We start from the raw sequence: 26,327 nt of genomic DNA, 5'->3' as shown, positions 1-26,327 counted from the left end.
CTAATGCATAGTAAAAATAAAAAAATAGTCGTGCAGCAAATGTGGACTAAAACGCTGGTATTCATGATTTTCATGCTTTTTATTTCGGCAGGAACGTTTGCTCAGGAAAAAAAGCAGATAGCAGGTACCGTTTACGACAATACAGGAAATTTAGTGCCGGGAGCATCCGTAATTGAAACCGGAACAAAAAATGCGACTACGACAGATTTTGACGGGAAATTTTCACTTTCTGTAGCCGTGGGAAATTCTATTGAAGTTTCCTTTATAGGATCAACCACGCAAAAAATCCAGATTACTGAAACTACTAAAAATGTAGATGTTCGTCTTCAAAATGATGGTTACCTGCTGGCTGAAGTTCAGGTAGTATCGGTTGGATACGGAACACAAAAAAGATCGGATTTAACAGGCGCTATATCAACGGTTAGATCTGAAGATCTGGTTAAGGGAACAATCTCTTCTACAGAACAGGTTTTACAGGGAAAAGTGGCAGGACTTAATATCATCCGTCCTTCGGGAGATCCTGCTGCGGGTTCTACATTGCGTTTGCGTGGAGGAACTTCTTTAACGGCAAGCAACAGTCCGCTTATTGTAGTGGATGGAATTGCAGGTGTTGATATTAATGTGGTTCAGCCTTCTGATATTAAATCGGTAGATGTTTTGAAAGATGCTTCGGCGACAGCCATATACGGATCAAGAGGTGCCAATGGAGTTATCATTATTACCACGAAATCGGGTACAAAAGGCGTTTCTGTTACCTACAGCGGATTATCAAGTATCGGATATGTAGCAAACCATTTAGATCTTTTATCAGCCAATCAATGGAGAGGCCATGTACGTCAGACTGGTAATATGGATGCTATTGATTATGGAGGAAATACTGACTGGCAAAAAGAATTAGAGCAGACTGCAATTTCACAATCACATACTTTGAGCATCAACTCCGGTAAGGCAGACAGCGGTTTCAGAACTTCACTTTCGTATTTGAACAATGAAGGTGTAATAAAATCTACAGGTCTTGAAAGATTAAGTGGAAACGTGAGTGCCTATCAATATTTAGGTGATAATAAAGATGTGAAATTTGATATGGGTTTATTCGCCAATATAGATAAATGGCATCCGTTGGATTACAGGATTTTTGAGCGTGCTTATAACTTAAATCCAACTATCCCGGTTTATGATGCGAATGGAGAATTTACTTCTGTTGGAGGAACAATCTATGAAAATCCGGTTGAAATTTTAACCAACAGAACAGTCGATAATGAAAGACACCGTCTTTTGGGATATTTTAAAACAGAAGTCAAATTCCTGAATGACTTTCAGGCTGTAGCCAATATTTCATTAGAACATAATGCTGTACAAGGAAGTACGTATAAGCCATCTTACGCTGTTATGGAAGGAAGAACTGAAGACGGTTATGCCCAAAAAACATATGCCGAATATCAAAATGCACAAGGCGAATTATATGTAAACTACACTAAAGTTATTGATAAACATAATATTAGTGCGCTTACCGGTTATTCTTATCTTGAAAATATTTATCAAGGTTTTGGAGCACAGCGAAGTGGATTTGTATCAGATACTTTCAGCTATAATAATTTGGGAGCCGGTTACAATTATCGCTTAGGAGATGTGTATTCGTATAAAGGAAAATCAAATCTGGTTTCCTTTTATGCACGTGCTAATTATGGTTATGATGGAAAATATTTATTTACGGGTACTGTAAGAAGAGACGGTTCAAGCCGTTTTGGAGAAAATAATAAATGGGGAGTTTTTCCATCGGCATCAGCTGCGTGGAGAATATCCAACGAAGATTTTATGAGTTCATCCAAAGACTGGTTAGGAAATTTAAAACTGAGAGTGGGTTACGGAGTTACGGGTAATCAGGAAGGAATTGGAGAATACAAATCACTTTCGATCTTAGGAGTGGGTAATGACAGTTATTACGATCCGGTTACAGGAACATGGAGTTTGGCTTATTCTCCAAAACAAAATCCGAATCCGGACTTAAAATGGGAGTCAACTGAACAATTGAACGTTGGTATTGATTTTACTCTTTTCAACAGAGTTACAGGTTCATTCGAATGGTATTCTAAAACCACAAAAGATTTGTTATATACGTATGAAGTGCCACAGCCTCCTTATTTAGTGGGAACCATGCTGGCTAACGTTGGAGAAATGTCTAACAAAGGAGTAGAACTTACGTTGAATGCAGATATCATTAAAGGAGATAAATTTTCATGGGATGCAAATTTAACATTAGGTCACAACGTTCAGAAAATTGAAAAATTATCGAATACAACCTATGAAACAGATGTCATCAACAGCGGTTCATTACACGGATTATCCGGAATGTCCGGACAATATTCACAAATTATTGCTGAAGGTTATCCTGTTGGAACTTTCTGGGGTTTTGAAAATGCAGGATTGGATGCTGACGGGAAAATATTGTACTACAATGCAGCAGGCGATAAAGTTTTAGGAGATGTTTTAGTGGATGCAGATAAAAGAGATTTAGGCAATATCCAGCCAGATCTGACTTTAGGAATCGGAATGAATTTTACTTATGGAAGTTTTGATCTTGGTGTAACAGGTTACGGAATGTTTGGTCAAAAAGCGTTAAACGCGACCAACATGATGCTAAACGATCCTAACAGATTACCGGCTTTCAACGTTCCGGATGATTTTTTGAATAGCGGAATTACATCTGCTCCAAAATATTCAAGTTACTGGATCGAAGATGCTTCTTTCTTCAGGCTTCAAACACTTTCTGTTGGATATACTCTACCATTGAAATATAAAAGTTCAAAATTGAGATTGTACTTAATGGGAGAAAATCTTGCCGTGTTTACCAAATATAAAGGAGTAGATCCAGAAATTGGACTGAATGCCCAGGACGGTTCAGACCAGACAGGTCTGGCATCACCGGGAATTGACAAATACAATAATTATCCCCGACCAACAACCATTTCTGTTGGATTGAATTTTACGATAAACAACTAAGCGAATTAACTCAAAAATATAAAAAATGAAAATCAAAATAACAGCAGCAATATTGATGAGCATGCTTTTTACGATATCATGTACAGATTTAAGTGAAGATTTGTATGATAGGGTAGAAGATGGAAACTTTGGAAACACGCCCAAAGAAATTGATGCGCTGGTTGGTGGAGCCTATTCTTCGTTAAGAGGTTTTGCCGATGGAATATCAAATAATTATCCAACCTGCGAATATGTATTTTTCCTGAATGAAACGGTTTCTGATGAAGCTACTATTCCAACAAGAGGAACAAACTGGTACGATGGCGGGCAATATCAGGAAGCACAAAAACATACCTGGAAAGCAGATAACAAAATGATTTTGTCGGCATGGCGTTATAATTACACAGGAATTGCCAAAATCAATTCGATCATTTATCAAATCGACAAATCATCGTTGACAGATGCAGCAAAAGCGCCAATTTATGCCGAATTAAAAGCACTAAGGGCTTATTATTACTACAACCTTCTTGATATGTTTGGGAATGTGCCCATCGTAATTGACTTTGAAGACACGGCTTTACCATCAAATTCTACCAGAAAACAGGTTTATGATTTTGTTGAAAAAGAGTTGCTGGATGCTATTCCGCATTTAACTTCTAATGTAGTATATTCTAAACTGACAAAAAATGTAGCGTACTCCTTATTAGCGAGATTATATCTTAATTCAGAAGCTTTTATAGGAACGGCGCGTTGGCAGGAATGTATTGCTATGTGCCAGAAAGTTACCGGATATACGTTGGCTCCGGATTTCTTTGCCAATTTTGCAACAGCGAATCAAACTTCGCCTGAAATTATATTTGCAGTTCCGTACGATTCAAAAGCCGGAACAGTAGGAAATTATATGAATTCAATGTCTTGTCATTACCTTCATAAACTGACACTTTCAGCTATAGGAGATTATCCCTGGAGTGCCAACGGAATGTGTGCACAGCCGGGTGTTTACTCAGCTTTTGCAGCTACAGATAAAAGAAGAAAATGTATGGTTGCCGGAGATCAGATCAATTTGGCAACGGGACAGGTTATTGTTATGGATAACGGAGAACCATTAACCTATACAGAAGAAGTTACAAGTGTTGCTGATGCTAAGGAAAATCAGGGTGTCCGCTTAGGAAAATACGAAATGAAAGCCGGAGAAATGTGGGAACGTGACCATGATCTTGTTTTGATCCGCTATGCTGAAATTTTGATGATGCAGGCAGAATGTTACGTTCGATTAGGATCTCCTGATCTTGCAAAACCATTTTTACAGCAAATTACAACACGTGCCGGAGAAGAAATGCCAACTGTGATCGATCTTGATTTTATTGATCAGGAATTGCTTAAGGAATTTACTTTTGAAGGAAAAAGAAGAACAGACAATATTCGTTTTGGAACTTTCTTTGATCCATGGTGGGAAAAAGGAGCTACTGAAAAATACAGAGCTATTTTTCCTATTCCAAGCACTGTTTTAACAACTAATAAAAACCTGAAACAGAATCCTGGTTATCCTGAAAACTAGGTTCTGAAATGTCAGTTTTCCACGTTGGTTAGTCGTGGAAAGCTGACCTTTTTTTAAACTCAACACTTAAATAAATGAAAAAATATATCACCTTATTGTTTTTTGGAATCATGAGCATTCTGGCTGCTGCCGGATGCAGTAGTGACGACAATGGTTCAGATGAACCAACAAAACCAGAAACGCTGGCACCCGTCGCAATCGAAAAAACAAACAGTACGAAAATTTATATGCATTATATGTCATGGTTCGAAACCAATGAAAGCAGTGCCGATAAAAAATGGGGCTACCACTGGACAATGGCCAATAAAAATCCGAACAATACTGATGCAAACGGACGACGTGAAATCGCATCACATTATTATCCTCTTATCGGTCCGTATCATTCAGGTGATAAAAATGTGATTGAAAATCATTTGTTAATGATGAAATACGCAGGAGTTGATGGCCTTTTAATTGACTGGTACGGCACTTATGATGTCAACGATTACAGAATTGTAAAAGAAAATACAGAACAGCTTATCGCATTACTGAATAAAGTAGGTTTGGAATATGCGATAGTATATGAGGACAGATTTTTGACCAATGTTGTAAATGCAGGAAAGGCGATTTCGGTAACAAGCGCTGCTAAAACCGATTTGGCATACATGGAAAAGAATTATTTTGAGGATGACAATTACATTAAAATAAACGGAAAACCTCTGTTGTTGAATTTTGGTCCAATTGTATTGCAGACACCTGCAGAATGGACGAATGTTTTTAACATCTTAACTGCAAAACCTACCTTTTTAACGCTTTGGGACCAATCCGTGGAAGCAGGCGCAAATGCATCCGGAGAATACGCTTGGGTTTACAAAGACAACAGCTATCTGACCAATTTTTACATCAATACAAAACCAAAACTGGGTGTTGCAATGGGAAGTGCTTATCCGGGTTTTAAGGATTTTTACGCTCAGGGCGGAGGCGGAGCAGCTATTGGATGGACAATCGAGCATAACAACGGAGCTACTTTGGATGAAACACTTTCTTTGGCTAAAAATGCCAATCTCAATTACCTGCAATTAATTACGTGGAATGACTTTGGAGAGGGAACTATGTTTGAACCGACAACTGATTTTGGTTACACGTATGTTGAAAAAGTAAAAGCATTTTCCGGAGTTAAAAATACCGAATCATTTTTTGCGGAAATAAGCAAACTATACAACTTAAGAATACAAAAGAAAGGCAATGCTGATGCCCAAAAAAAATTAGATCAGGCCTTTAATTATTTTGTTTCTATGCAGCCTGCAAAAGCAAAAGAGTTACTAAATGAAATTAAGTAAGAGTTGTCATTAACACAATTAAATAATGAAAAAAATAAAATACAGCTACTGCCTGATCTTTTTTGCGTCGATATTAATTTACGCTTGCAGTGCAGGTACTAAAAAAATATATAAAATCAGCTCTCCCGGGAAAAATGCCGAATTGGTTTTTGAATTAACTCCTTCCGGTCAGCCTCAGTATAGTTTTTATTCCTATGGAAAATCGGTGATAGAACCTTCTTTATTGGGATTTGAATTTCAGGAGATCCAAAAAATGACAGAAGGTTTTGAAGTTGTTTCCACAGAAGAAAAAGAAGTTGAGAAAACCTGGGAACAGCCTTGGGGAGAATTCAAAAAAGTAAAAGATAATCACAACGAATTGATTGTTCATTTGAAAGAATCAAAAGGCGAGGAGCGTGTGGTTGATATTATTTTCAGGGTTTTTGATGATGGATTAGGTTTTCGATATGAGTTTCCAAAACAACCCAATTTAGGTAAAGTCAAAATATCTAATGAAGTAACGCAATTCACTTTTAAATCGGCAAATGATGTCTGGTGGATTCCGGTGCACCGCGAAAATAGTTATTACGAAAGTGAATATCGTAAAACGCCAATCAGTAAAACAGATACAATTAATACACCGGCAACTTTTGAAACCAAGGAAAAATTATTCGTAGCGATTCACGAAGCCAATTTAACTGATTTTGCGTCTATGACGTTATTAAAAACAAATGATAAACAGTACAAAAGCGATTTGGTGCCTTGGGCAGATGGAGTAAAAGTATATGCTGAAACTCCGTTTAAAACTCCATGGAGAACTATAATTGTAGGCAAAATTCCCGGAGATGTAGCGACTTCTACAATCATGCTAAATCTAAATGAACCATCAAAAATTGATGATCTTTCGTGGATTACTCCTTCAAAATATATTGGAATATGGTGGGGAATGCATTTAGAAAAATACACTTGGGGACAAGGACCAAAACACGGTGCTACAACCAAAATCACTAAAGAATACATTGATTTTGCTGCCAAAAACAATTTTGACGGAGTTCTTGTCGAAGGCTGGAACGAAGGCTGGGATGGCGACTGGACAGCTGACGGATCTGCTTTTAGTTTTGTAAAAGCCTATCCCGATTTTAATCTGGAAGAGATAACAAAATATGCCGATATCAAAAATGTTCGTTTGATTGGACATCATGAAACCGCAGGCGCTACAAAAAATTACGAAAACCAATTGGAAGATGCTTTTAAGTTGTATCAAAAAATGGGTGTGAATACGGTGAAAACAGGTTACGTTAACAAATATCTGGATAAAAAAGAATGGCATGACAGCCAGTATGGAGCCCGTCATTACAGAAAAGTGATGGAAACCGCTGCTAAGTATCACATTATGATTGACAACCATGAACCAATAAAAGGAACGGGTTTGCAAAGAACGTATCCAAATTTCATGTCACAGGAAGGGGCAAGAGGTCAGGAATACAATGCCTGGTCTGTGGATGGAGGAAATACACCCGAACATTTAACTACCTTGCCTTTTACCAGAATGTTATCCGGACCATTGGATTATACACCCGGAAATTTCAATTTTGATTATAAAACTTCTTCAGGGGCAAGAGTGCAGACTACTTTAGCTAATCAGCTGGCATTGTATGTGATTGTTTTCAGTCCGTTGCAAATGGCTTCCGACCTGCCTGAAAATTATGAAGGAAAACCGGAATTTCAGTTTGTAAAAGAAGTTCCCTGCAATTGGTCGGATACTAAAGTTCTGGATTCTAAAATTGGAGAATATACTACAATCGTCCGTAGAGACTGGGAGGAAAAAAACTGGTATTTGGGATCAATCACAAATAAAAATGCCAGAAATCTTAAAATTGCCTTGTCATTTCTGGAAAACGGAAAAGAGTACCAAGCTGAAATTTATGCAGATGGAGCAGGAGCGAATTACAAAACCAATCCGTATCCGTTAACCATTTCAAAACAACAAGTAAATAGTAAAACAGTGCTTGATATTAAATTGGCAGCTGGTGGGGGAACGGCTATAAAATTTTCTCCAATACAAAAATAAGTTAGTTGAGTTTGTTTATTTGAGTTTAAGTTTGAGTAAAAAGTCCGGTATTTTTAAGGTATCGGACTTTTTGATTAAAAAAATAATTAAAAAAACATTGATTATATTCTGTAAGGCTTATAAAACTTATGAATTGTAATTTTAAATATGAATGATTTTTTTAAGGATGTTTATAAACATATAGAGGGTATTATTTTAGTCTTGTCGAGTTAACTCCTAAGCTTATACTAGCCATTGTTGTCGTTCTTATTTCCTTGTTCATTGCTTCTCATATTGGTATAATAGCTGACAATAGCTTAAATAAAAGAATGCATGACCGTTTACTTGCGACTTTTATTGCAAGGTTAATTAAATCCATTCTTTTGATTATAGGCATATTAATTATGTTTAGGATCGTTGGATTGAACTGAATAACAAAAAGTATGTTGGCTGGTGCCGGAATATCTGCTTTTATTATTGGATTTGCACTTAAGGACATGGAGAAAATTTTCTGGCAGGTATACTTCTGGCTTTCAAACGGCCTTTTGCAATTGGTGATGTTATTGAAAGTAACGGCGTAAAGGGTCAAGTAATTGCACTTAACCTTCGGGATACTGAAATCAAAAGTGACAGTAAAATTATTTATCGTGAGAGAAAATGGTTTTGTACTTAAGTAAGTTTTCTCAAAATTATAAAAGCGAACCAATCGCTGGTTCGCTTTTATAAAACATTTTATTTTTAGTTTTGAGGCTCTTAATCAATAATTAAAAATGAATTAATCTATCTGAATAATTTTAGTTAGGACATTACTATTAACAGGATTCTGCTCATCAGGCTGATGTCCGCCAATTGCGATTTTTACTTTACCATTGTATTGCTTGTAATTCCCTTCTGCAGTTACATAAGATAAGTCTTCAGGTAATAAAGTAAAGGTAATCATCTTGCTTTCTCCGGCTTTAAGAGAAATTCTTTCGAAACCTTTCAACGTTTTTATGGGTGCTTTTATCGCTAAGTCCTGATTGATAACATATAACTGAACTACTTCTTCACCATCCATTTTGCCAGTATTAGTTATACGAACAGATAAAGAGGTATTCTTTCCTTTTTCTATTTTAGATGCTATATCTAATTTATCATATTTGAAAGTAGTATAACTTAATCCATAACCAAAACCGTAAAGTGGAGTTCCTTTAAAATAACGGTATGTTCTGTTATCCATTTTATAATCTACAAAAGCGGGTAAATCACTGTCGCTTTTATAAAAAGTAACCGGTAATCGTCCTGCGGGATTGTAATCTCCAAAAATAATATCAGCAACTGCAGTACCAGCTGATTGTCCGCCATACCATGAATTTATAATGGCAGGAATATTTTCTGCCTCCCATGGAAAAGCGATTGCGCTTCCCGTCATCATCACAAATACAACAGGTTTGCCTGTACTTTTTAATGATTTCATCAATTCAGTCTGAACATTAGGAAGTAAAATTGAATTACGGTCACCTCCTTTAAAACCCGGAAATTTAACTTCCATTTCTTCACCTTCCAACTGAGGGGATATACCACCAACAAAAACATAAGCATCAGCATTTTTTGTTCGGTTTAGCAAAGCATTGAAATCTGTTTTCACAAAATTACCTGCCTGTAATGCTACATTTGCTTTTCCTTCACCTTGCCAGTATTCAACAACCAGATTATAACTTGCTTCTTTTTTTGTTTTCAAAACAAATGTCTGTCCGCCCCATCTGTTTCTTTTCCAGGCATTCAGGACTTCTTTTCCATTTACGATAAAACGATAACCATCATCTGCTGTAAGTTCAAAAGTAATAGCTCCGTCCTCATTGGCTTTAAAATTTGTAGTATATCTTGCAGAAAAATTATTGGCTTTGATATTATTTGCAACAACCGATCCTTCCTGCCAAAAATTATTGATTTCAGTTTCTGTTCTGATAAATTCAGGTTTTCCGGAAAGTTCTTTATTACTGTAATATTCTGCCTTGAAACCTTGTTTGCCTTCAAAACTATATTGATTTTTAATGTTGGCATAAACCATTAGGGTATCATTAGTAAAATTGACAGCCTGTTCGTAAATTACTTCAGTATCAGTACCAACTTTATCCTTAATGCCTTGTAATACAGTAGTTAGTTTAGATGGAGTTCCATTGTAATTTCCTAAAATGGCTATTGCATTATCGGCATTAGGACCTAATACTACTATTTTTTTTAATTTTTTATTCAGAGGTAAAACATTCTTTTCATTTTTAAGCAAAACCATAGATTGCCGTGCCATTTTTAATGCATGGGCTTTATGTTCATCACTTTCTAGAACCGAAGCAGGAGTTTGTGCATATTTTACCATTTCTACAGGATCAAACATCCCTAATCTGAAACGAATCATGAAAAGGCGCTTCACAGAAATATCAATTTGATTCTCACTAATCTTTCCGTTTTTTACTGCAGCTACCAAAGCTTTGTAGGCATCTGTACCGCAATCAATATCAGTTCCGTGAAAAACGGCATCTGCAGAGGCCGCTTCCGCATCTGGATGTGTTTTATGGTTTTTATAAAAATCATCAATCGCCCAACAATCTGAAGTTACATAACCCTCAAATTTCCATTGTTTTCTCAAAATATCAGTCATCAGAATATCACTGGCACAACAAGGCTGCGTTCTAAAAGCATTATAAGCGCACATTACCCCTGCAACTTTTGATTCGGTTACTAATTTTTGAAAAGCAGGGAGATAAGTATCCCAAAGCTCATATGGTGTTACATCAACATCAAATGTATGTCGTAAAGGTTCGGGTCCGCTGTGTACGGCATAATGTTTCGCACAAGCTGCTGCTTTTAAATATTTAGGATCATCACCCTGTAAACCCCTAACAAAAAAATCTCCTAAAGTTGCTGTCAGATAAGGGTCCTCACCATAGGTTTCCTGTCCGCGGCCCCAACGTGGATCTCTGAAAATATTAATATTAGGTGTCCAATAGGTTAGTCCAAGATACCGTTCATTTGTGCGTCCCAATTCAACTGCTTTATTATAAATTGCTCTTCCTTCCAATGCAGAATAATCAGCCATTTTAAAAAGTGAATTTTTATCAAAAGTGGCAGCCATTGCAATTGCTTGTGGGTAAACAGTCGTTTTAAAAGGTGTTCTTGCCACTCCGTGAAGTGTTTCATTCCACCAGTCATAAGCAGGAATGTTTAGTCTTGGAATTGCAGGTGAGGAATTCAGCATTTGAGAAACTTTTTCTTCAAGTGTTAATAATCCCACTAAGTTACCTACTCTTTCTTCAAATTTTAACTTAGGATTTTCAAACAAATGTTTTGTAGATTTTACCTGACTGGTACAATAAGCTGAAATGAATATAAACAGAATAAAATGTATTTTTTTTGGTTTCATTTTAATATTTTTTTGGTTTTATAGCTAGTTTAATTGGAATTAATCTAAGATATTAAAGCAATTCGCAACCGATTGTGTAAAGTAATGAAAAATATTTTACTTTTTTATTGGTTGAATTGTAAAAAAAATCGTGAATATAGATATGAAATTTAGTGTAATAAATTAACAAATGCTGAAATGATTTGTTGTAACAATAAATTTTAAAAAAGTTATATTTGTAATTCATTTTTTATTATTATCATGGAAGAAAATAAACATGTAACTATATATGACCTTGCAGAGCGACTAAATCTTGCTACTTCAACAATTTCAAGAGCATTAAAAGACCATCCCACCATAAGTGATAAAACAATAAAAAAAGTAAAAAAAGCGGCAGAGGAAATGGGCTTTGTTCCTAATACACTTGCAGCGGGTTTAAGAGGAAATAAGACTAAAACAATTGGAGTATTAATACCGACTGTTACCCAGCCTTTCTTATCTTCCTTAATTAGTGGAATCGAAATTTCAGCACAAAAATCAGGATATACTGTAATTATTATGCAATCTCATGACTCGTATGAAGAGGAAGTAAAAATGGCCAAATCATTATATAGTAATCGTGTGAGTGGTGTAATTTGTTCGTTAGCAATGGAAACAAGGGATACTTCACATTTTCATCAATTTTCAAACAATAATATTCCTTTAGTTTTTGTAGACAGGGTTCCTAAAGATTATAATACTTTCAGGGTTGTCATAGATAATTATTCTGCGGGTTATAAAGCAACTAAACATCTTATTGAGCAAGGCTGCATTCGTATAGCACATTTAACTGCAGGCTCAGAATTTGGAAATCTATATAATGAAAGAAAGCGGGGTTATATTGAAGCGTTAAAAGATCATAATATTCCTTTGGATGATGAACTAATCATTAATCTGAAATCTGTTACTTATGAAGAAGGAGTAAAAGCAAGTAATCAGTTGTTTGATTTAGATAAAATCCCAGACGGACTTTTTGCTCCCGGTGATATTATAGGTGTAAGTGCTGTACAGACTGCTAAAAAAAGAGGAATAAAAGTTCCCGAAGATATTGCGGTTATTGGGTTTAACAATGATCCAATATCAGAAATTATTGATCCTAATTTATCAACCATCACACATCCTGCAGAAAAAATGGGTAAAGCCGCTGCAGAAATTATTATAAAGAACCTTAAATCTTCAAAAAGTGATGATGCCAAAGAAATAACTTTTTTAAATACAGAAGTTCTTATTCGGGAATCATCCAATAAAAAATAATTTTCCTTACTTACAATATTCTATATAATAAGCTCTATTATATCAATCTTGTCATTTTATTTTTGATCTGGAATAATAAATTTCACTTAATAAATAAATTTTATAGCAACCGATTGTGTATAGTTGTATTTTATATATATTTGTTTCGTAACTAACTTCTCATTTAATAAAAAGCTTTATTGATATTTTTCTTCATCGGCAATTGATAAATAGTTAGTTTAAAATAGTTCAGGAGAGTAAATGATTTTAATATCAGTACTTAAGAAATTAAAGTTATATTTTAACTATTATTAAATTATGGAGGAAAATAAGGATGTTACTATTTACGATATTGCCCTGCGATGTAATCTTGCAACTTCTACGATTTCAAGAGCCTTAAATAATCATCATTCCATAAGTAGTACAACCATAAAAAAAGTAAAAAAAGTTGCAGAAGAAATGGGATTTCGGCCAAATACACTCGCAGCAGGTTTACGTGGAAATCAAACAAAAATAATTGGGGTTTTAGTTACAAGAATCAACAGGCCCTTTCTTTCTTCATTAATAAGTGGTATTGAAGAAACTGCGCAAAAAGCAGGATATAGTGTCATGATTACCCAAAGTCATGATTCTTATGAGGATGAGGTAAATTTATCCAAGGTTCTTTATGATACCAGGGTATGTGGTCTGATATGTTCATTGGCCATGAATACAAGAGATACTTCTCATTTTCAAAAGTTTATCGATAAAAAAATACCTTTGGTCTTTGTAGACAGGGTTCCCAAGGATTTTAACACTTACAGGGTTATGATCGATAATTATTCAGCGGGTTATAAGGCCACAAAACATTTAATCGAACAAGGATGCAAACGTATTGCACATATAACAGGCTCTCAATATAGAAATACTTATAGTGAACGAAAAAGAGGATATGAGGATGCTTTGTCAGAACACAATCTGATTATTGATAGTACTCTTATAATTATTGATACTACATTGACTTTTGAAGAAGGTGAAACAGCAGGTAATTTTTTATTTGATTTGCCTAATCCTCCCGATGGTATTTTCGTTGCTAATGATACTGCAGCTGTTGGAGTAATCCAGGTTGCAAAAAAGCGTGGTCTGAAAATTCCAGAAGAAATTGCAATAGTGGGTTTTAATGATGATCCAATAGCTTCCATCATAGATCCTGGACTGACTACAATTTCACACCCTGCTGTAAAAATGGGTCAAACCTCTGCAAAGAAAATATTGAGCCATTTAAAAGCATTAAAAAAGAATCCAGATTCCTCCAAAAAAGATGATATTACTGAAGTTACATTTTTAAATACTGAAGTTTTAGTCAGAGCATCTTCAAAAAGAAATTTATAAAATTATTTTTATGAATTTCTTTTTATCCAATTAATCTCATAATTGTGTTCCTTTTCATTTAATTTCAAGCTAATTTCAAAAAAAAAATAGATAAAATTTTTTTGTTTAAAAACAATGATATATTTTTACGCAACCGATTGCAATTAAATAAATATTTTTAATAATGCATTTTATTTTGCAATAATTTATCAAACGCTCTATTTATTATTCAAAATTATATCTTTAAAATATGAATTTACGAAAAAATGCATTTTTATTATTTATAATAGTATTTTCCTCAATTATTGATGCTTCGGCTCAAAAAGATTACAAATTATGGCTGCAGTATGAAAAAAAAATTAGTCCTGAAATTTCAGGCTATTTATCTGGTATTAATGGAATAGTAATTTTAGAAAATACAGAAACTTCAAAAATTTCTTCAACAGAATTGCAAACTGCTTTAAGCAAAATGCTGGATAAAGATATTATATCGACAGCAAAATTAGAAGGAGAAAATAAAATAATTGTGGGTTCAAAATCTGCTTTAAGTGGTGAAATTCAAAAATCTATTGGATCTGATTTTGATAAAATAAATGAAGAAGGTTTTATAATTAAATCAATTTCAGTAAATAATAAAAAACATATTCTTATTACAGGAAAAAAAGATATTGGAGTTTTATATGGCGTCTATAACTTTTTGAGATTGGTTCAGACAAATAAATCTATCAAAAATTTAAATATTGCAGATTCTCCAAAAACAAATATTCGAATATTAAATCACTGGGATAATTTAGATCGTACAGTAGAGCGTGGTTACGCCGGTTTTTCTTTATGGAATTGGCAAAAACTTCCAGATTTCATTGATCAGCGATACATTGATTATGCCAGAGCAAACGCATCAATTGGAATTAATGGAACAGTTTTGAGCAATGTAAATGCCAATGCACTAATCTTAACGCCTCAATACTTAGAAAAAGTAGAATCGTTAGCGAATATATTCCGCCCTTATGGCATTAAAGTGTATTTAACAGCAAGATTTTCGGCGCCAATAGAAATTGGGGGTTTAAAAACGGCAGACCCAAAAGATCCAGATGTAATAAATTGGTGGAAAAATAAAACAATAGAAATTTATAAAAGAATTCCCGATTTTGGAGGATTCCTGGTAAAAGCAAATTCAGAAGGTCAGCCCGGTCCACAAAATTATGGACGTGACCATGTTGACGGAGCAAATATGCTGGCCGATGCGGTAGCGCCTTTTGGAGGTGTAATAATGTGGAGGGCTTTTGTGTATTCTGAACATGATGCAAATGACAGGGCTAAACAAGCTTATGCGGAATTTGTGCCTTACGAAGGAAAATTTAAAGAAAATGTAATTGTTCAGGTAAAAAATGGAGCAATCGATTTTCAGCCACGTGAACCTTTTCATCCTATGTTTGGTGCCATGCCAAAAACGCCTTTGATGATGGAGTTTCAGATAACGCAGGAATATTTAGGTTTTAGCACGCATTTGGTTTTTCTGCCTAAATTATTTCAGGAAGTTTTAGAGTCGGATACGTATCAAAATGGCAAAGGTTCTACAGTTGCTAAAGTTATTGATGGCTCGTTAAACAAAACAAAACTAACAGGAATTGCTGGAGTTTCTAACATAGGAAATGATTTAAACTGGACAGGACATCCTTTTACACAAGCAAACTGGTATGGATTTGGAAGACTGGCATGGAATCCATATTTAGATTCTGAAGTTATAGCTGATGAATGGCTTAGATCTACTTTTTCAAATGATGAAAACTTTATTAAACCAATAAAGAAAATGATGATTGAATCAAGAGAAGCAGTTGTAAATTACATGACACCGCTTGGCTTACATCATATTATGGATACGGGTCATCATTATGGTCCTGGTCCATGGGTTTCAAATTTGTCAAGACCAGAATGGAATCCGGTATATTATCATAAAGCCGATAAAAACGGAATCGGCTTTGACAGATCAAAAACAGGAACGAATGCGACTGCACAATATGCTCCAACACTTGAGAAAATTTTTGATAACCTGGATACCTGCCCTGAGAAAGATTTATTATGGTTCCATCATGTTTCCTGGGATTATAAATTAAAAAATGGTCAAACACTTTGGAACGGAATGGCATTAAAATATCAGGAAGGAGTTGATCAGGTAAAAAACATGCAAAATACATGGAATAAAACTGAGAAATATGTTGACACCGAACGTTTTAAGGAAGTTCAGATGTTATTAGAAATTCAATATAAAGAATCAAAGTGGTGGAGGGATGCCTGTTTATTATATTTTCAGCAATATTCTGGAAAAGAATTGCCGGCTGGAGTTGAGAAACCAACACAATCTTTAGAGTATTTCAAATCTTTAAAATTCCCTTTTGCACCGGGAAATTAATATTCAAATTTTTAAAAAAAAAATGAGCATAAAAACAGCAATTGTAACCGGAGGAAATTCGGGTTTGGGTTTTGCAACAGCAAAAAAACTATGTGATAACGGAATTAAAACCTATATTATTGGAAGATCAAAAGAGAAAACAGAAGATGCCTGTAAAGAAATCGGACCCAATGCAATTCCGGTTATTTACGATCTAAATAATCTTGCCGGAATTCCAGTTATGATTGAAAATATTATCAAAGAAAATCCGATTGATATTTTAGTGAATAACGCCGGAATAAATCTTAAAAAAGAATTTTTGGATGTAACTGACGAAGACTTTTTGTCTATAATTCATACGAATCTTTTAAGTGTTTTTGCAGTAAGTAAAGCTGTCGTAAAAAACATGAAAGAAAATAATGGAGGAAGTATTATTAACATCAGTTCGATGGCGTCGCAATATGGCATTCCCAAAGTAATTGCGTATTCGGCAAGTAAAGGCGCAATTGAATCAATGACTAGAGCAATGGCAGTAGAATTGGCACCATTTGGAGTACGTGTAAACTGTATCGCTCCAGGGTTTATTAAAACTAAAATGTCATCTACAGCGTTAGATAATGATCCGGAAAGAAAAAATAAAGTACTCGGGAGAACACCAATGGGATTCTTAGGAGAACCATCAGACATTGCAGATGCGGTTTACTATTTCGCTTTAAGCGAATCAAAATATACGACCGGAACCGTTTTACCAGTAGATGGCGGAAACAGTATAGGGTTTTAAAAATATATATTTAAACACATAGAAACATAGATTTAGTTTGGCGTTAAAGGCGTTTCACTTATTTGAAAACACATAAACGATGTGTTAAAATCTAGATTTTTAAAAACATCTTTTTTCAACATCAAGTAGAGTTATGTCTCTATGTGTTTAAAAAATTAAAGTTATTGCTATGATAAAAATGCAACAAACCATGCGTTGGTTTGGCCCTCAGGATAATGTTACTTTAAAAGATATTATGCAGGCTGGAGCAACAGGCATTGTGACGGCTTTGCATCAGATTCCCGTTGGTGAAATCTGGTCAGTAGAGGCTATTAAACAAAGACAGCAAATCATAAGGGAAGCCGGATTGGATTGGACAGTTGTAGAAAGCCTTCCTGTTCATGAAGAAATAAAGCGTGCTTCCGGAAACTATCTTCAATACATTGAAAATTATAAAATCAGTTTAAAAAACCTTGCTGAGTGTGGTATTAAAATTATTACTTATAATTTTATGCCTATTTTAGACTGGGTTCGAACAGAACATAATTTTATTAATGAAGATGGAAGTAAAGCGTTGTTGTACAATCAGCTGGCTTTTACTTATTTTGATGTGTTTTTACTGCAAAGACCTAATTCTGAAAATGATTATTCAGATGAAGAAAAAGCAAATGCATTGGAATTCGGGCATCAACTTTCAGAAGACGAAAAAGCGTTACTTTTTAAAAATGTTTTATTAGGATTGCCGGGAAGTAAAATCAATTTTACTGCTGAGCAAATTCTTTCACTTTTATATAATTATGCTGAAATTGATAATAATAAACTAAGAGAGAACCTGATTTACTTTTTGTCTGAAGTAACTCCGCTTGCGGATGAATGTGGTTCAAAGTTAGCAATTCATCCTGACGATCCGCCGTTTTCGGTTTTAGGGTTGCCCCGTATTGTTTCAACAGAAAAAGATATCAAAGCAATTTTTGAAACCATTCCTTCCAATGCTAATGGATTGTGTTATTGTACAGGTTCATTAGGAGCGGACCCAAAAAATAATCTGGAGAAAATTATAGATGATTTCGGAGATAGAATTCACTTTTTGCACTTACGGAATACCATCCGCGAAAGCGCAAATATTTTTAGGGAATCGGAACATTTAACCGGTGATTCTAAAATGGAAGTTATAGTCGAAAAACTACTTTTATTAATGAACAAAACAAAAGTCAGTTTACCAATGCGTCCGGATCATGGTTTTTTGCATGCCGTTGATGAAAAAACAGATAGCTATCCTGGTTATTCCTTAGTAGGAAGGCTAAAAGGACTTGCCGAATTAAGAGGTTTGGAAATGGGAATTGCTTATAAATTGAATTTATAATGATACTGATTAAAACAAAATCAAAAAACAATTAAAATGAACTGCCTAAAATTTCCTTCACTATCAATAATATTAATGCTTTTTCTTGTTGGAATCAGCATAAAATCTCATGCTGTAAATGGCGATAAATATGTTATGGATAAGGCTTTTCCAGGAAGTTTTCCATTATCATCAAAAGGAAAAACTGCTTCAATTTTAGTAAGTAAAAATGATTTTGCAGGAGTTTTAAGAGTGATGGAACATCTGGAAAATGATATTTTTAAAGTTACCAGTTTGCATCCAAAACAATTTAATAAATTAACTGAGGCAACGGATTATGTCGTTATTATTGGAACAATTGGTAAAAGCGAAATTATAGATCGATTGATTCTCGAAGGAAAAATAGATGCAAGCCAGCTTAAAGGAAAATGGGAAAAGTTTACAACTCAAATTATAGACAATCCTTCAGCCGGCATTAAAAAAGCATTGGTAATTGCAGGTTCTGATAAAAGAGGGACTATTTATGGAATGTATGATTTGTCAAATCAAATAGGTGTTTCCCCATTCTATTTTTGGTCAGATGTTCCGGTGAAAAAACAATCCGAATTACATGTTTTACAAGGAATTCATACAAAAGGGGAACCAAAAGTAAAATACCGTGGAATCTTTATAAATGATGAGGCTCCGGCATTATCTGGATGGGCATTTGATACGTATGGCGGCTTCAATTCTAAATTTTATGACAAGGTTTTTGAATTGATATTAAGAATGAAAGGCAATTATTTGTGGCCATCAATGTGGGGAAGAATGTTTTATGTGAATGATCCTGAAAATGCTGTTTTAGCAGATGAATACGGAATTGTAATGGGAACATCACATCATGAACCGTTAGCAAGAGCGCATGCAGAATGGGCTAAATTCGGAAAAGGAAAATGGGATTTCAGCAGTAATTCTGAAACCCTGATTTCATTTTGGAAAGAAGGAATGAAAAGAATGGGAAATAAGGAATCTATTGTAACTGTTGGAATGCGGGGTGACGGCGATGAACCAATGACACAAGGAACTGCTATTGGTCTGCTGGAAAATATTGTAAAAACGCAAAGGGATATTATTAAAGAGGTAACCAAAAAACCAATTGAAGAAACACCTCAAATGTGGGCACTTTATAAAGAAGTTCAGGATTATTATGATAAGGGAATGCGTGTGCCAGACGACATTACACTTTTGTTATGTGATGACAATTGGGGAAATATCAGAAAGTTGCCGGAACTGGACGCAAAACCACGAAAAGGGGGCTACGGAATTTACTACCATTTTGATTATGTGGGCGGGCCAAGAAATTATAAATGGATTAATACAAATCAAATTGAACGCACCTGGGAGCAAATGGACTTGGCTTATCAACATGGAGTTGATAAAATTTGGATAGTGAATGTAGGTGATATTAAGCCAATGGAATTTCCAATGGAGTTTTTTCTGGATATGGCGTGGAATCCTGAAGCTTTCAATGCTAACAATATAGATCAGTATTATGTGCAATGGGCAAAAGATAATTTTGGGAATCAAAATCCAGAAGATATTGCTGAAATTTTGAAATTATACGCCAAATACAATGCACGCAGAAAACCTGAATTGCTAAATGAGAAAACGTATAGCCTGACAAATTATAATGAAGCAGAAAATGTAATTGACGATTATAAAAAACTAGCTGATAAAGCGAATTCTATTAATAATAAATTAAAACCAGAATATAAAGATGCTTTTTATCAGTTGGTGTTGTTTCCTGTTTTAGCGAGCACCAACATAAATGAATTATATGTTGCGACAGCAAAAAATCAATTATATGCAAGTCAGGGTCGCGCTTCTGCCAATTCATATGCAAAGCAAGTTAAAGAATTGTTTACAAAAGATAGCCTGTTAACTGATTATTATCATACCAAACTGGCAAATGGAAAATGGAATCATATGATGTCTCAAGTTCACATTGGTTACACATCCTGGCAGGAACCAAAAAAGAATGTAATTCCGAAAACAAAAATTATTGAGTTACCGAATACATCAGAGGCTGGAATTGCGATAGAAGGTTCTGAAAAAGGTTGGCCAAATAGCACTACAGAAATTGTGTTACCTACTTTTAGCTCTTTGGAAAACAACACTAATTACTTTGATTTATTTAATAGGGGAACAAAATCTTTTGATTTTAAAATAAGCTCTAAGGCTAATTGGATCAAGTTTTCAAAATCTAAGGGAAAAATCAATCAGGAAGAAAGGATATTAGTAAGTATTGATTGGAAAAAAGTCCCAAAAGGTGATGTTAAAGACCAATTTACAATCACAGCAAATAATCAAAACTTTACGGTAATTATAAATACGAAAAATGTTGATTCAGGGCAAATTAAAGGTTTTGTTGAAAATAAAGGTTTTGTGTCAATAAATGCACATAACTATTCAAGAGCAACTAATTCAGATATAAAATGGACAACCATTCCTAATATTGGTAAAACTGAATCAGGAGTGACTTTAAAGCCTTCTAATTTCTCAACTCTGGCAATTTCTGAAAATTCCCCAATATTAGAATATGATATTCATTTCTTTACTAAAGGAGATGTAAAAGTATATGCATTTTTTTCACCAACGATTAACTTTAAAAACGGAAATGGTTTGAAATACGGAATTGGTTTTGACACTGAAAGACCTCAAATCATGAATCTTAATCAGGATAGTACAGAAAGAAGCTGGAATACCTCTGTTGCTGATAACATAAAAGTAATTACATCTTTACATAGCATCGAAAATTCAGGAAAACATATTTTAAAAATATATGGGATGGATCCAGCACTGGTGCTTCAAAAAATTGTAATTGAAACAGAATCAGGAGAAATTTTAAAATCATATTTAGGTCCTCCACAAAGTTTTGAAAAGAAATAACTATTTAACCAAAAACAACATTATGAAATTTATCAAACCTTATTTACTGGCAATAACATCATTGCTGTTTGTAAATTGTACTTCAAAAAAAGAGGTAACCTCGTTAAAAAACGCCTATAAGAACGATTTTTATATAGGTACCGCTTTAAGCGCTGATCAAATTGAAGAAAAAGATGCAAAAGTTGATTCGTTAATTCGTAAAGAATTTAATGCCATTACCGCAGAAAATATAATGAAATCAATGTTTGTACACCCGCAAAAAGACAAATATGATTTTGCTTTAACGGAAAAATTTGTTGCATATGGAGAAAAAAATAAAATGTTTATTCATGGGCATACTTTAATCTGGCACAGCCAATTGGCTCCATGGATGCAAAAAATTAAAGACAGTACAGAAATGAAAGCTTTTATGAAAGATCATATCACTACGATTGTTTCTAAATATAAAGGTAGAATTGATTCCTGGGATGTTGTTAACGAAGCTTTAAATGAGGATGGTACGTTAAGAAAATCAGTTTTTTTAAACACACTTGGAGAAAGCTATCTTATTGATGCTTTTAAATTGGCTGCCGCTGCCGATCCAAAAGTAGACTTATATTACAATGATTACAATAATGAAGAACCGGCTAAAAGGGCAGGAAACATTAATTTGATAAAAAAAATCAAAGCTGGTGGAGGAAAAATTGACGGAGTTGGTATTCAGGCACACTGGCGTTTAGAAAGCCCTTCATTAGAAGAAATTGAAAAAAGTATTTTGGAGTATTCAGCACTTGGAGTTAAAGTTGCTTTTACTGAATTAGATATTACGGTTTTACCAAACCCATGGGATTTAAAAGGAGCAGATGTAAATCAAAATTTTGAAGGAAGTGCAAAAATGAATCCTTATCCGAAAGCACTGCCTGATTCAATTCAAAATAAATTAGCCGATCGTTATGCTTCTATTTTTAAACTATTCTTAAAACATAAAGATAAAATTAGCAGAGTAACATTTTGGGGTGTTTATGACGGTCAGTCCTGGTTAAATGGATGGCCAATAAAAGGCAGAACAAATTATCCTTTATTGTTTGATACTCAACTAATTTCTAAAAAAGCATATAATAGCGTATTGGAATTAAAACAACCTAAAAAATAGAATTTTGATTTTGGGGAATCTGTCAAAATAATAGAGGTCTGTCGGTAAAATTTAAATTACTATATTTAATTTTCACACAACCGATTGTTTTATTAAAATATTATTTATCTTGCGCCCCAAATTGGCTATTATTAGCAAGATTTTATTACAAAAGCAAATGATTTTAATTTTGACTAACCACAACTAACCAAATAAAACATAAATAATGAATTTAATTTCTCAAAAATTATCTATTAAGGAAAAAATAGGATATAGTCTGGGCGACCTCGCAGCCAACTTGGTTTTTCAAACATTAATGACATATTTAGCCTATTTTTACACTGATATTTATGGATTATCTCCTACCGATTCTTCTATAATTATGTTAGTTGTAGGTTTGATTGCTGCTTTTGTTTTTAATCCTATAATTGGAGTTTTAGCAGACAGGACCAGTACAAAATGGGGAAAATTCAGACCTTGGATTTTAGCGACGGCGATACCTTTAGGTGCTGTGGCTTTATTGGCTTTCTCAACTCCTGACTTTTCCTATCATGGAAAAGTTATTTATGCCGTAGTAACGTACACCCTATTATTGCTTTTTTACGCCAGTAACAACTTGCCTTATTCAGCTTTAAGTGGAGTTATTACAGGTGATATGAAAGAAAGAAACAGTATGTCTTCTTATCGTTTTGTTGCTGTTATGTTTGCACAATTTTTTGTTCAGGTTTTTATGCTGGGCATTATTAAAAGTGCAGGAAATGGAGATAAGGCAATTGGGATAGAAAAGGTAATGACAGTTTTAGCTATTGTTGGTACTGTAATGTTATTAATTACTTTTTTAACTACAAAAGAACGTATTATTCCAAAGCCTGAACAAAAATCAAGTGTAAGGGAAGATTTGGGAGATTTAATGAAAAATAAGCCATGGATTATAATGCTGTGCCTGACTACTTTAGTATTTATTACTTTAGCGATGAAGGGCGGATCGTATGTTTATTATTTTGAGAATTATGTAAATAAAGAGCAGCTCGCTCTATTTATACAGCCCATTCTGGATGTATTATCAAACATAGGTTTAAATCATTTTGGAACAGATCCTGTTTCGGCAGGATTTGGATTATTCAATGCAGGTGGTATTATTTTTATGATTGTGGGAATTACTTTGTCGAAAAGTCTGGCTGATAAATATGGAAAAAGAAATGTATTTGGATTGTTTTTATTCATTTCTACTTTGTTTGTTATGGCGTTTTATTTTTTCCCGCCAGCTTCTATTAGTTTAATATTTTTCTCCCAGATTTTACATGGATTCTTCTATGGAATAACGATTCCAATTCTTTGGGCTATGATTGCTGACGTTGCTGACTACTCAGAATGGTTAAACAACAGACGCGCAACAGCCATTATATTTTCTGCAATGATGGTTGGTTTAAAAGCTGGTTTGAGTATTGGGGGAGCATTAACAACTTTATTTTTGGGATATTTTCATTATGTTCCAAACTCATTATCTCAAACAGAAACGGCAATTAACGGAATAAAATTATTGGTCAGCATTTTTCCTTCCATTCCATTTTTAATAGGTGTTGCGTTATTGTTTTTCTATAAGATCAATAAAAAAATGGAAGTACAGATAGAAGCTGACCTTAAAGAAAGAAGAGCTTAATTATAATTTAAAACATAAAGATATCACTATGCCTGAAGATAGTATTGAACAAATTAATTTTGAAGAAATTAATAAATTAGCGATTTCACAACCTTTGGTTTCTCATATGTACACAGCTGATCCTTCGGCTCATGTATTCAACGGTAAAATTTATATTTATCCTTCGCATGATATTGATGCAGGGATTCCTTTCAATGATAACGGCGATCATTTTGGAATGGAAGATTATCATGTTTTTTCAATGGATGGCATTACATCAAAAGCGGTAGATAATGGTGTTGCCCTTCACGTAAATGATGTCGCCTGGGCTGAGAAACAAATGTGGGCTCCAGATGCTGCATGCAAAGCCGGAAAATATTACTTGTATTTTCCTGCTAAAAAAGCTGATGGAATTTTTCAGATTGGTGTTGCTGTTAGTGATTCTCCTGTTGGTCCTTTCAAAGCTGAGCCAAAGGCTATTAACGGAAGTTATAGTATTGATCCGGCTGTTTTTGAAGACGAAGACGGAAAATATTATATGTATTTTGGAGGAATTTGGGGTGGCCAGCTTCAAAAATACAGGGACAATAAGTACAATGAAAACAATGAAGAGCCATCAGATAATGAACCTGCGTTAGGACCATTAGTTGCTATGCTGACTGATGATATGTTGGAATTTATCGAAGAACCAAAACAGATTATAATTTTTGATGAGAATGGGGAAGTTTTAAAGGCTGGTGATAATGACCGTCGATTTTTTGAAGCTTCTTGGGTTCATAAATACAATGATAAATATTATTTTTCGTATTCTACCGGTGACACACATTATATTTGTTATGCAATTGGTGATACTCCGTATGGTCCTTTTACCTATCAGGGTCGAATTTTAAATCCTGTTATCGGATGGACATCGCATCACTCTATTTGTAAATTCGAAGATGAATGGTATTTATTTTATCACGATTCAAGTCTTTCTAAGGGTATAACTCATTTAAGAAGTATGAAAGTAACTAAAATTGATTATTTGGAGGATGGCAAAATAATTACAATTGATCCTTACGGAATAAGAAGATTAGTAGATTAAGATTTAAAGTACTGTAAAACATCTTTTAAATTTAATTCTGTAGAAATCAATACACAGGGGCTAATCTTAGATTAGTCCCTTTTTTTCTGAGAAAAAAAATAACAAATTTAACTAAAATATATTTTTTTTATAAATTGAGATCCACTACTTTAGCATACCAGAACAGAACGGAATAGTATGCAAAACGCTGAACAGGAAAAATTTGTATTTGTTATTAATCATGATAGTGACATTCCTAAATATCAACAATTAGTTAATGGAATAAATAATGCTATTGCAGAGAATATTTTGCAAAAAGGAGATTTACTTCCATCTGTTAATAGTATTTGTAAAAACAATCAGCTTTCAAGAGATACAGTTTTTAAAGCATATTCAATATTAAAAGACCAAAAAACAATTGATTCTGTTCCTAATAAAGGATATTATGTTTCTGGGGAAACCAGAAAAGTGCTTTTGGTATTGGATACTTTTAAGGCATATAAAGAAGTTTTATATCATTCATTTGTGAATAATTTAGCGGATAATGTTATCACAGATGTACAGTTCCATCATTATAACATTGATGTCTTCAAAACAATAATTAATAATAGTGTTGGAAAGTATTATAAATATGTAGTAATGAATTTTGATAATAAGGAAGTTTCTTCAATTTTATCATCTATTTCAAATGAAAAATTGCTTTTGATTGATTGGAATATACATTCTAAAAAAGAAAATAATTATATTTTTCAGGATTTCGGAAATGGATTTTATGAATCCCTGAAAGAGGCTGTTGATTTGTTTAAAAAGTATAAAAGTGTTCATTTTATTTATCCTGATTATACAAATCATCCGAAAGAGACATTAGAGTTTTTTAAAAAATTCTGTATTGATTTTAAGTTAAAATATGAAATTATTACAGATCCAAAAAAGTTCAACATAGAAAGTGGGATTGCTTATATAAGTATTAGTGACAGGGTTTTAGGTCATTTTTTAGAACAATGTAAAGAAAAGGATTTTGAGCCTGGAAAGGATGTTGGTTTTTTGTCTTACAATGAAACACCAATGAAAAAATTTATTTATAAAGGAATATCAGTAGTTTCTACTGACTTTAAGGAATTAGGAACAAAAGCTGCGGCATTTATTACGCATGATGAGGTTGTTCAGTGTTATGTACCAACAAAATTAATATTAAGAGAATCATTATAA

The 26,327-nt window shown here is 34.0% G+C and carries 17 protein-coding genes; 16 read left to right on the top strand and 1 reads right to left on the bottom strand.

The window, feature by feature from the left end:
- Positions 1 to 3 precede the first annotated feature (3 nt).
- The 6 genes from ABI657_RS03510 to ABI657_RS03485 all read left to right on the top strand — a co-directional run bounded on the left by ABI657_RS03510 (position 4) and on the right by ABI657_RS03485 (position 8,558).
- Positions 4 to 3,000: a TonB-dependent receptor gene (locus tag ABI657_RS03510; RefSeq protein ID WP_348095852.1), complete on the top strand. Its 2,997-nt coding sequence runs from the start codon at positions 4 to 6 to the stop codon at positions 2,998 to 3,000.
- Between the two features lie 25 nt (positions 3,001 to 3,025).
- A complete protein-coding gene (locus ABI657_RS03505; RefSeq protein WP_348095851.1) occupies positions 3,026 to 4,537 on the top strand; it encodes a RagB/SusD family nutrient uptake outer membrane protein in 1,512 nt (503 codons plus the stop codon).
- Positions 4,538 to 4,611: 74 nt separating this feature from the next.
- Positions 4,612 to 5,856, top strand: a complete 1,245-nt coding sequence (locus tag ABI657_RS03500; RefSeq protein WP_348095850.1) for a glycoside hydrolase family 71/99-like protein — start codon at positions 4,612 to 4,614, stop codon at positions 5,854 to 5,856.
- A gap of 25 nt (positions 5,857 to 5,881) precedes the next feature.
- Positions 5,882 to 7,906, top strand: a complete 2,025-nt coding sequence (locus tag ABI657_RS03495) for a glycoside hydrolase family 97 protein (RefSeq protein WP_348095849.1) — start codon at positions 5,882 to 5,884, stop codon at positions 7,904 to 7,906.
- A gap of 422 nt (positions 7,907 to 8,328) precedes the next feature.
- Positions 8,329 to 8,466, top strand: coding sequence for a hypothetical protein (locus ABI657_RS03490; RefSeq protein ID WP_348095848.1), 138 nt, complete (start codon positions 8,329 to 8,331; stop codon positions 8,464 to 8,466).
- On the top strand, positions 8,406 to 8,558 hold the full coding sequence (locus tag ABI657_RS03485; RefSeq protein WP_348095894.1) for a mechanosensitive ion channel domain-containing protein: 153 nt from the start codon (positions 8,406 to 8,408) through the stop codon (positions 8,556 to 8,558). Before ABI657_RS03490 ends, ABI657_RS03485 begins: the two co-directional genes overlap by 61 nt.
- 102 nt (positions 8,559 to 8,660) lie before the next feature.
- Here the strand turns inward: ABI657_RS03485 and ABI657_RS03480 are convergent, their stop codons facing one another.
- A complete protein-coding gene (locus tag ABI657_RS03480) occupies positions 8,661 to 11,285 on the bottom strand; it encodes a glycoside hydrolase family 3 C-terminal domain-containing protein (protein WP_348095847.1) in 2,625 nt (874 codons plus the stop codon).
- Between the two features lie 240 nt (positions 11,286 to 11,525).
- Here ABI657_RS03480 and ABI657_RS03475 point away from each other — a divergent pair, with 240 nt between their 5' ends.
- The 10 genes from ABI657_RS03475 (at position 11,526) to ABI657_RS03430 (ending at position 26,327) form a co-directional block, all read left to right on the top strand.
- Positions 11,526 to 12,557: a LacI family DNA-binding transcriptional regulator gene (locus tag ABI657_RS03475; protein ID WP_348095846.1), complete on the top strand. Its 1,032-nt coding sequence runs from the start codon at positions 11,526 to 11,528 to the stop codon at positions 12,555 to 12,557.
- A 297-nt stretch (positions 12,558 to 12,854) separates the two neighbouring features.
- Positions 12,855 to 13,907 carry a LacI family DNA-binding transcriptional regulator gene (locus ABI657_RS03470; RefSeq protein WP_348095845.1) on the top strand — a complete coding sequence of 351 codons (1,053 nt, stop codon included), beginning with the start codon at positions 12,855 to 12,857 and terminating at the stop codon, positions 13,905 to 13,907.
- A 229-nt stretch (positions 13,908 to 14,136) separates the two neighbouring features.
- On the top strand, positions 14,137 to 16,296 hold the full coding sequence (locus ABI657_RS03465; protein ID WP_348095844.1) for an alpha-glucuronidase family glycosyl hydrolase: 2,160 nt from the start codon (positions 14,137 to 14,139) through the stop codon (positions 16,294 to 16,296).
- A gap of 22 nt (positions 16,297 to 16,318) precedes the next feature.
- Positions 16,319 to 17,056: an SDR family oxidoreductase gene (locus ABI657_RS03460; RefSeq protein WP_348095843.1), complete on the top strand. Its 738-nt coding sequence runs from the start codon at positions 16,319 to 16,321 to the stop codon at positions 17,054 to 17,056.
- Positions 17,057 to 17,234: 178 nt separating this feature from the next.
- Positions 17,235 to 18,398: a mannonate dehydratase gene (gene uxuA, locus ABI657_RS03455; protein WP_348095893.1), complete on the top strand. Its 1,164-nt coding sequence runs from the start codon at positions 17,235 to 17,237 to the stop codon at positions 18,396 to 18,398.
- Between the two features lie 36 nt (positions 18,399 to 18,434).
- Entirely contained in the window at positions 18,435 to 21,305 is a 2,871-nt protein-coding gene (locus ABI657_RS03450; RefSeq protein ID WP_348095842.1) for a glycosyl hydrolase 115 family protein, read from the top strand.
- A gap of 22 nt (positions 21,306 to 21,327) precedes the next feature.
- Complete coding sequence (locus ABI657_RS03445; protein ID WP_348095841.1) at positions 21,328 to 22,437, top strand: endo-1,4-beta-xylanase; 1,110 nt, start codon at positions 21,328 to 21,330, stop codon at positions 22,435 to 22,437.
- A gap of 205 nt (positions 22,438 to 22,642) precedes the next feature.
- The gene (locus ABI657_RS03440; RefSeq protein ID WP_348095840.1) at positions 22,643 to 24,076 is read left to right on the top strand and encodes an MFS transporter; all 1,434 of its coding nucleotides are present in this window, start codon (positions 22,643 to 22,645) and stop codon (positions 24,074 to 24,076) included.
- A 28-nt stretch (positions 24,077 to 24,104) separates the two neighbouring features.
- Positions 24,105 to 25,139: a glycoside hydrolase family 43 protein gene (locus ABI657_RS03435; RefSeq protein ID WP_348095839.1), complete on the top strand. Its 1,035-nt coding sequence runs from the start codon at positions 24,105 to 24,107 to the stop codon at positions 25,137 to 25,139.
- 177 nt (positions 25,140 to 25,316) lie between these two features.
- Positions 25,317 to 26,327, top strand: coding sequence for a GntR family transcriptional regulator (locus ABI657_RS03430; protein WP_348095838.1), 1,011 nt, complete (start codon positions 25,317 to 25,319; stop codon positions 26,325 to 26,327).

The sequence above is a fragment of the Flavobacterium sp. genome (assembly GCF_039930565.1).
Classification (GTDB): domain Bacteria; phylum Bacteroidota; class Bacteroidia; order Flavobacteriales; family Flavobacteriaceae; genus Flavobacterium.
The sequence above is the reverse complement of the archived record's forward strand: the minus strand, read 5'-3'. Positions and strand labels throughout refer to the sequence as shown.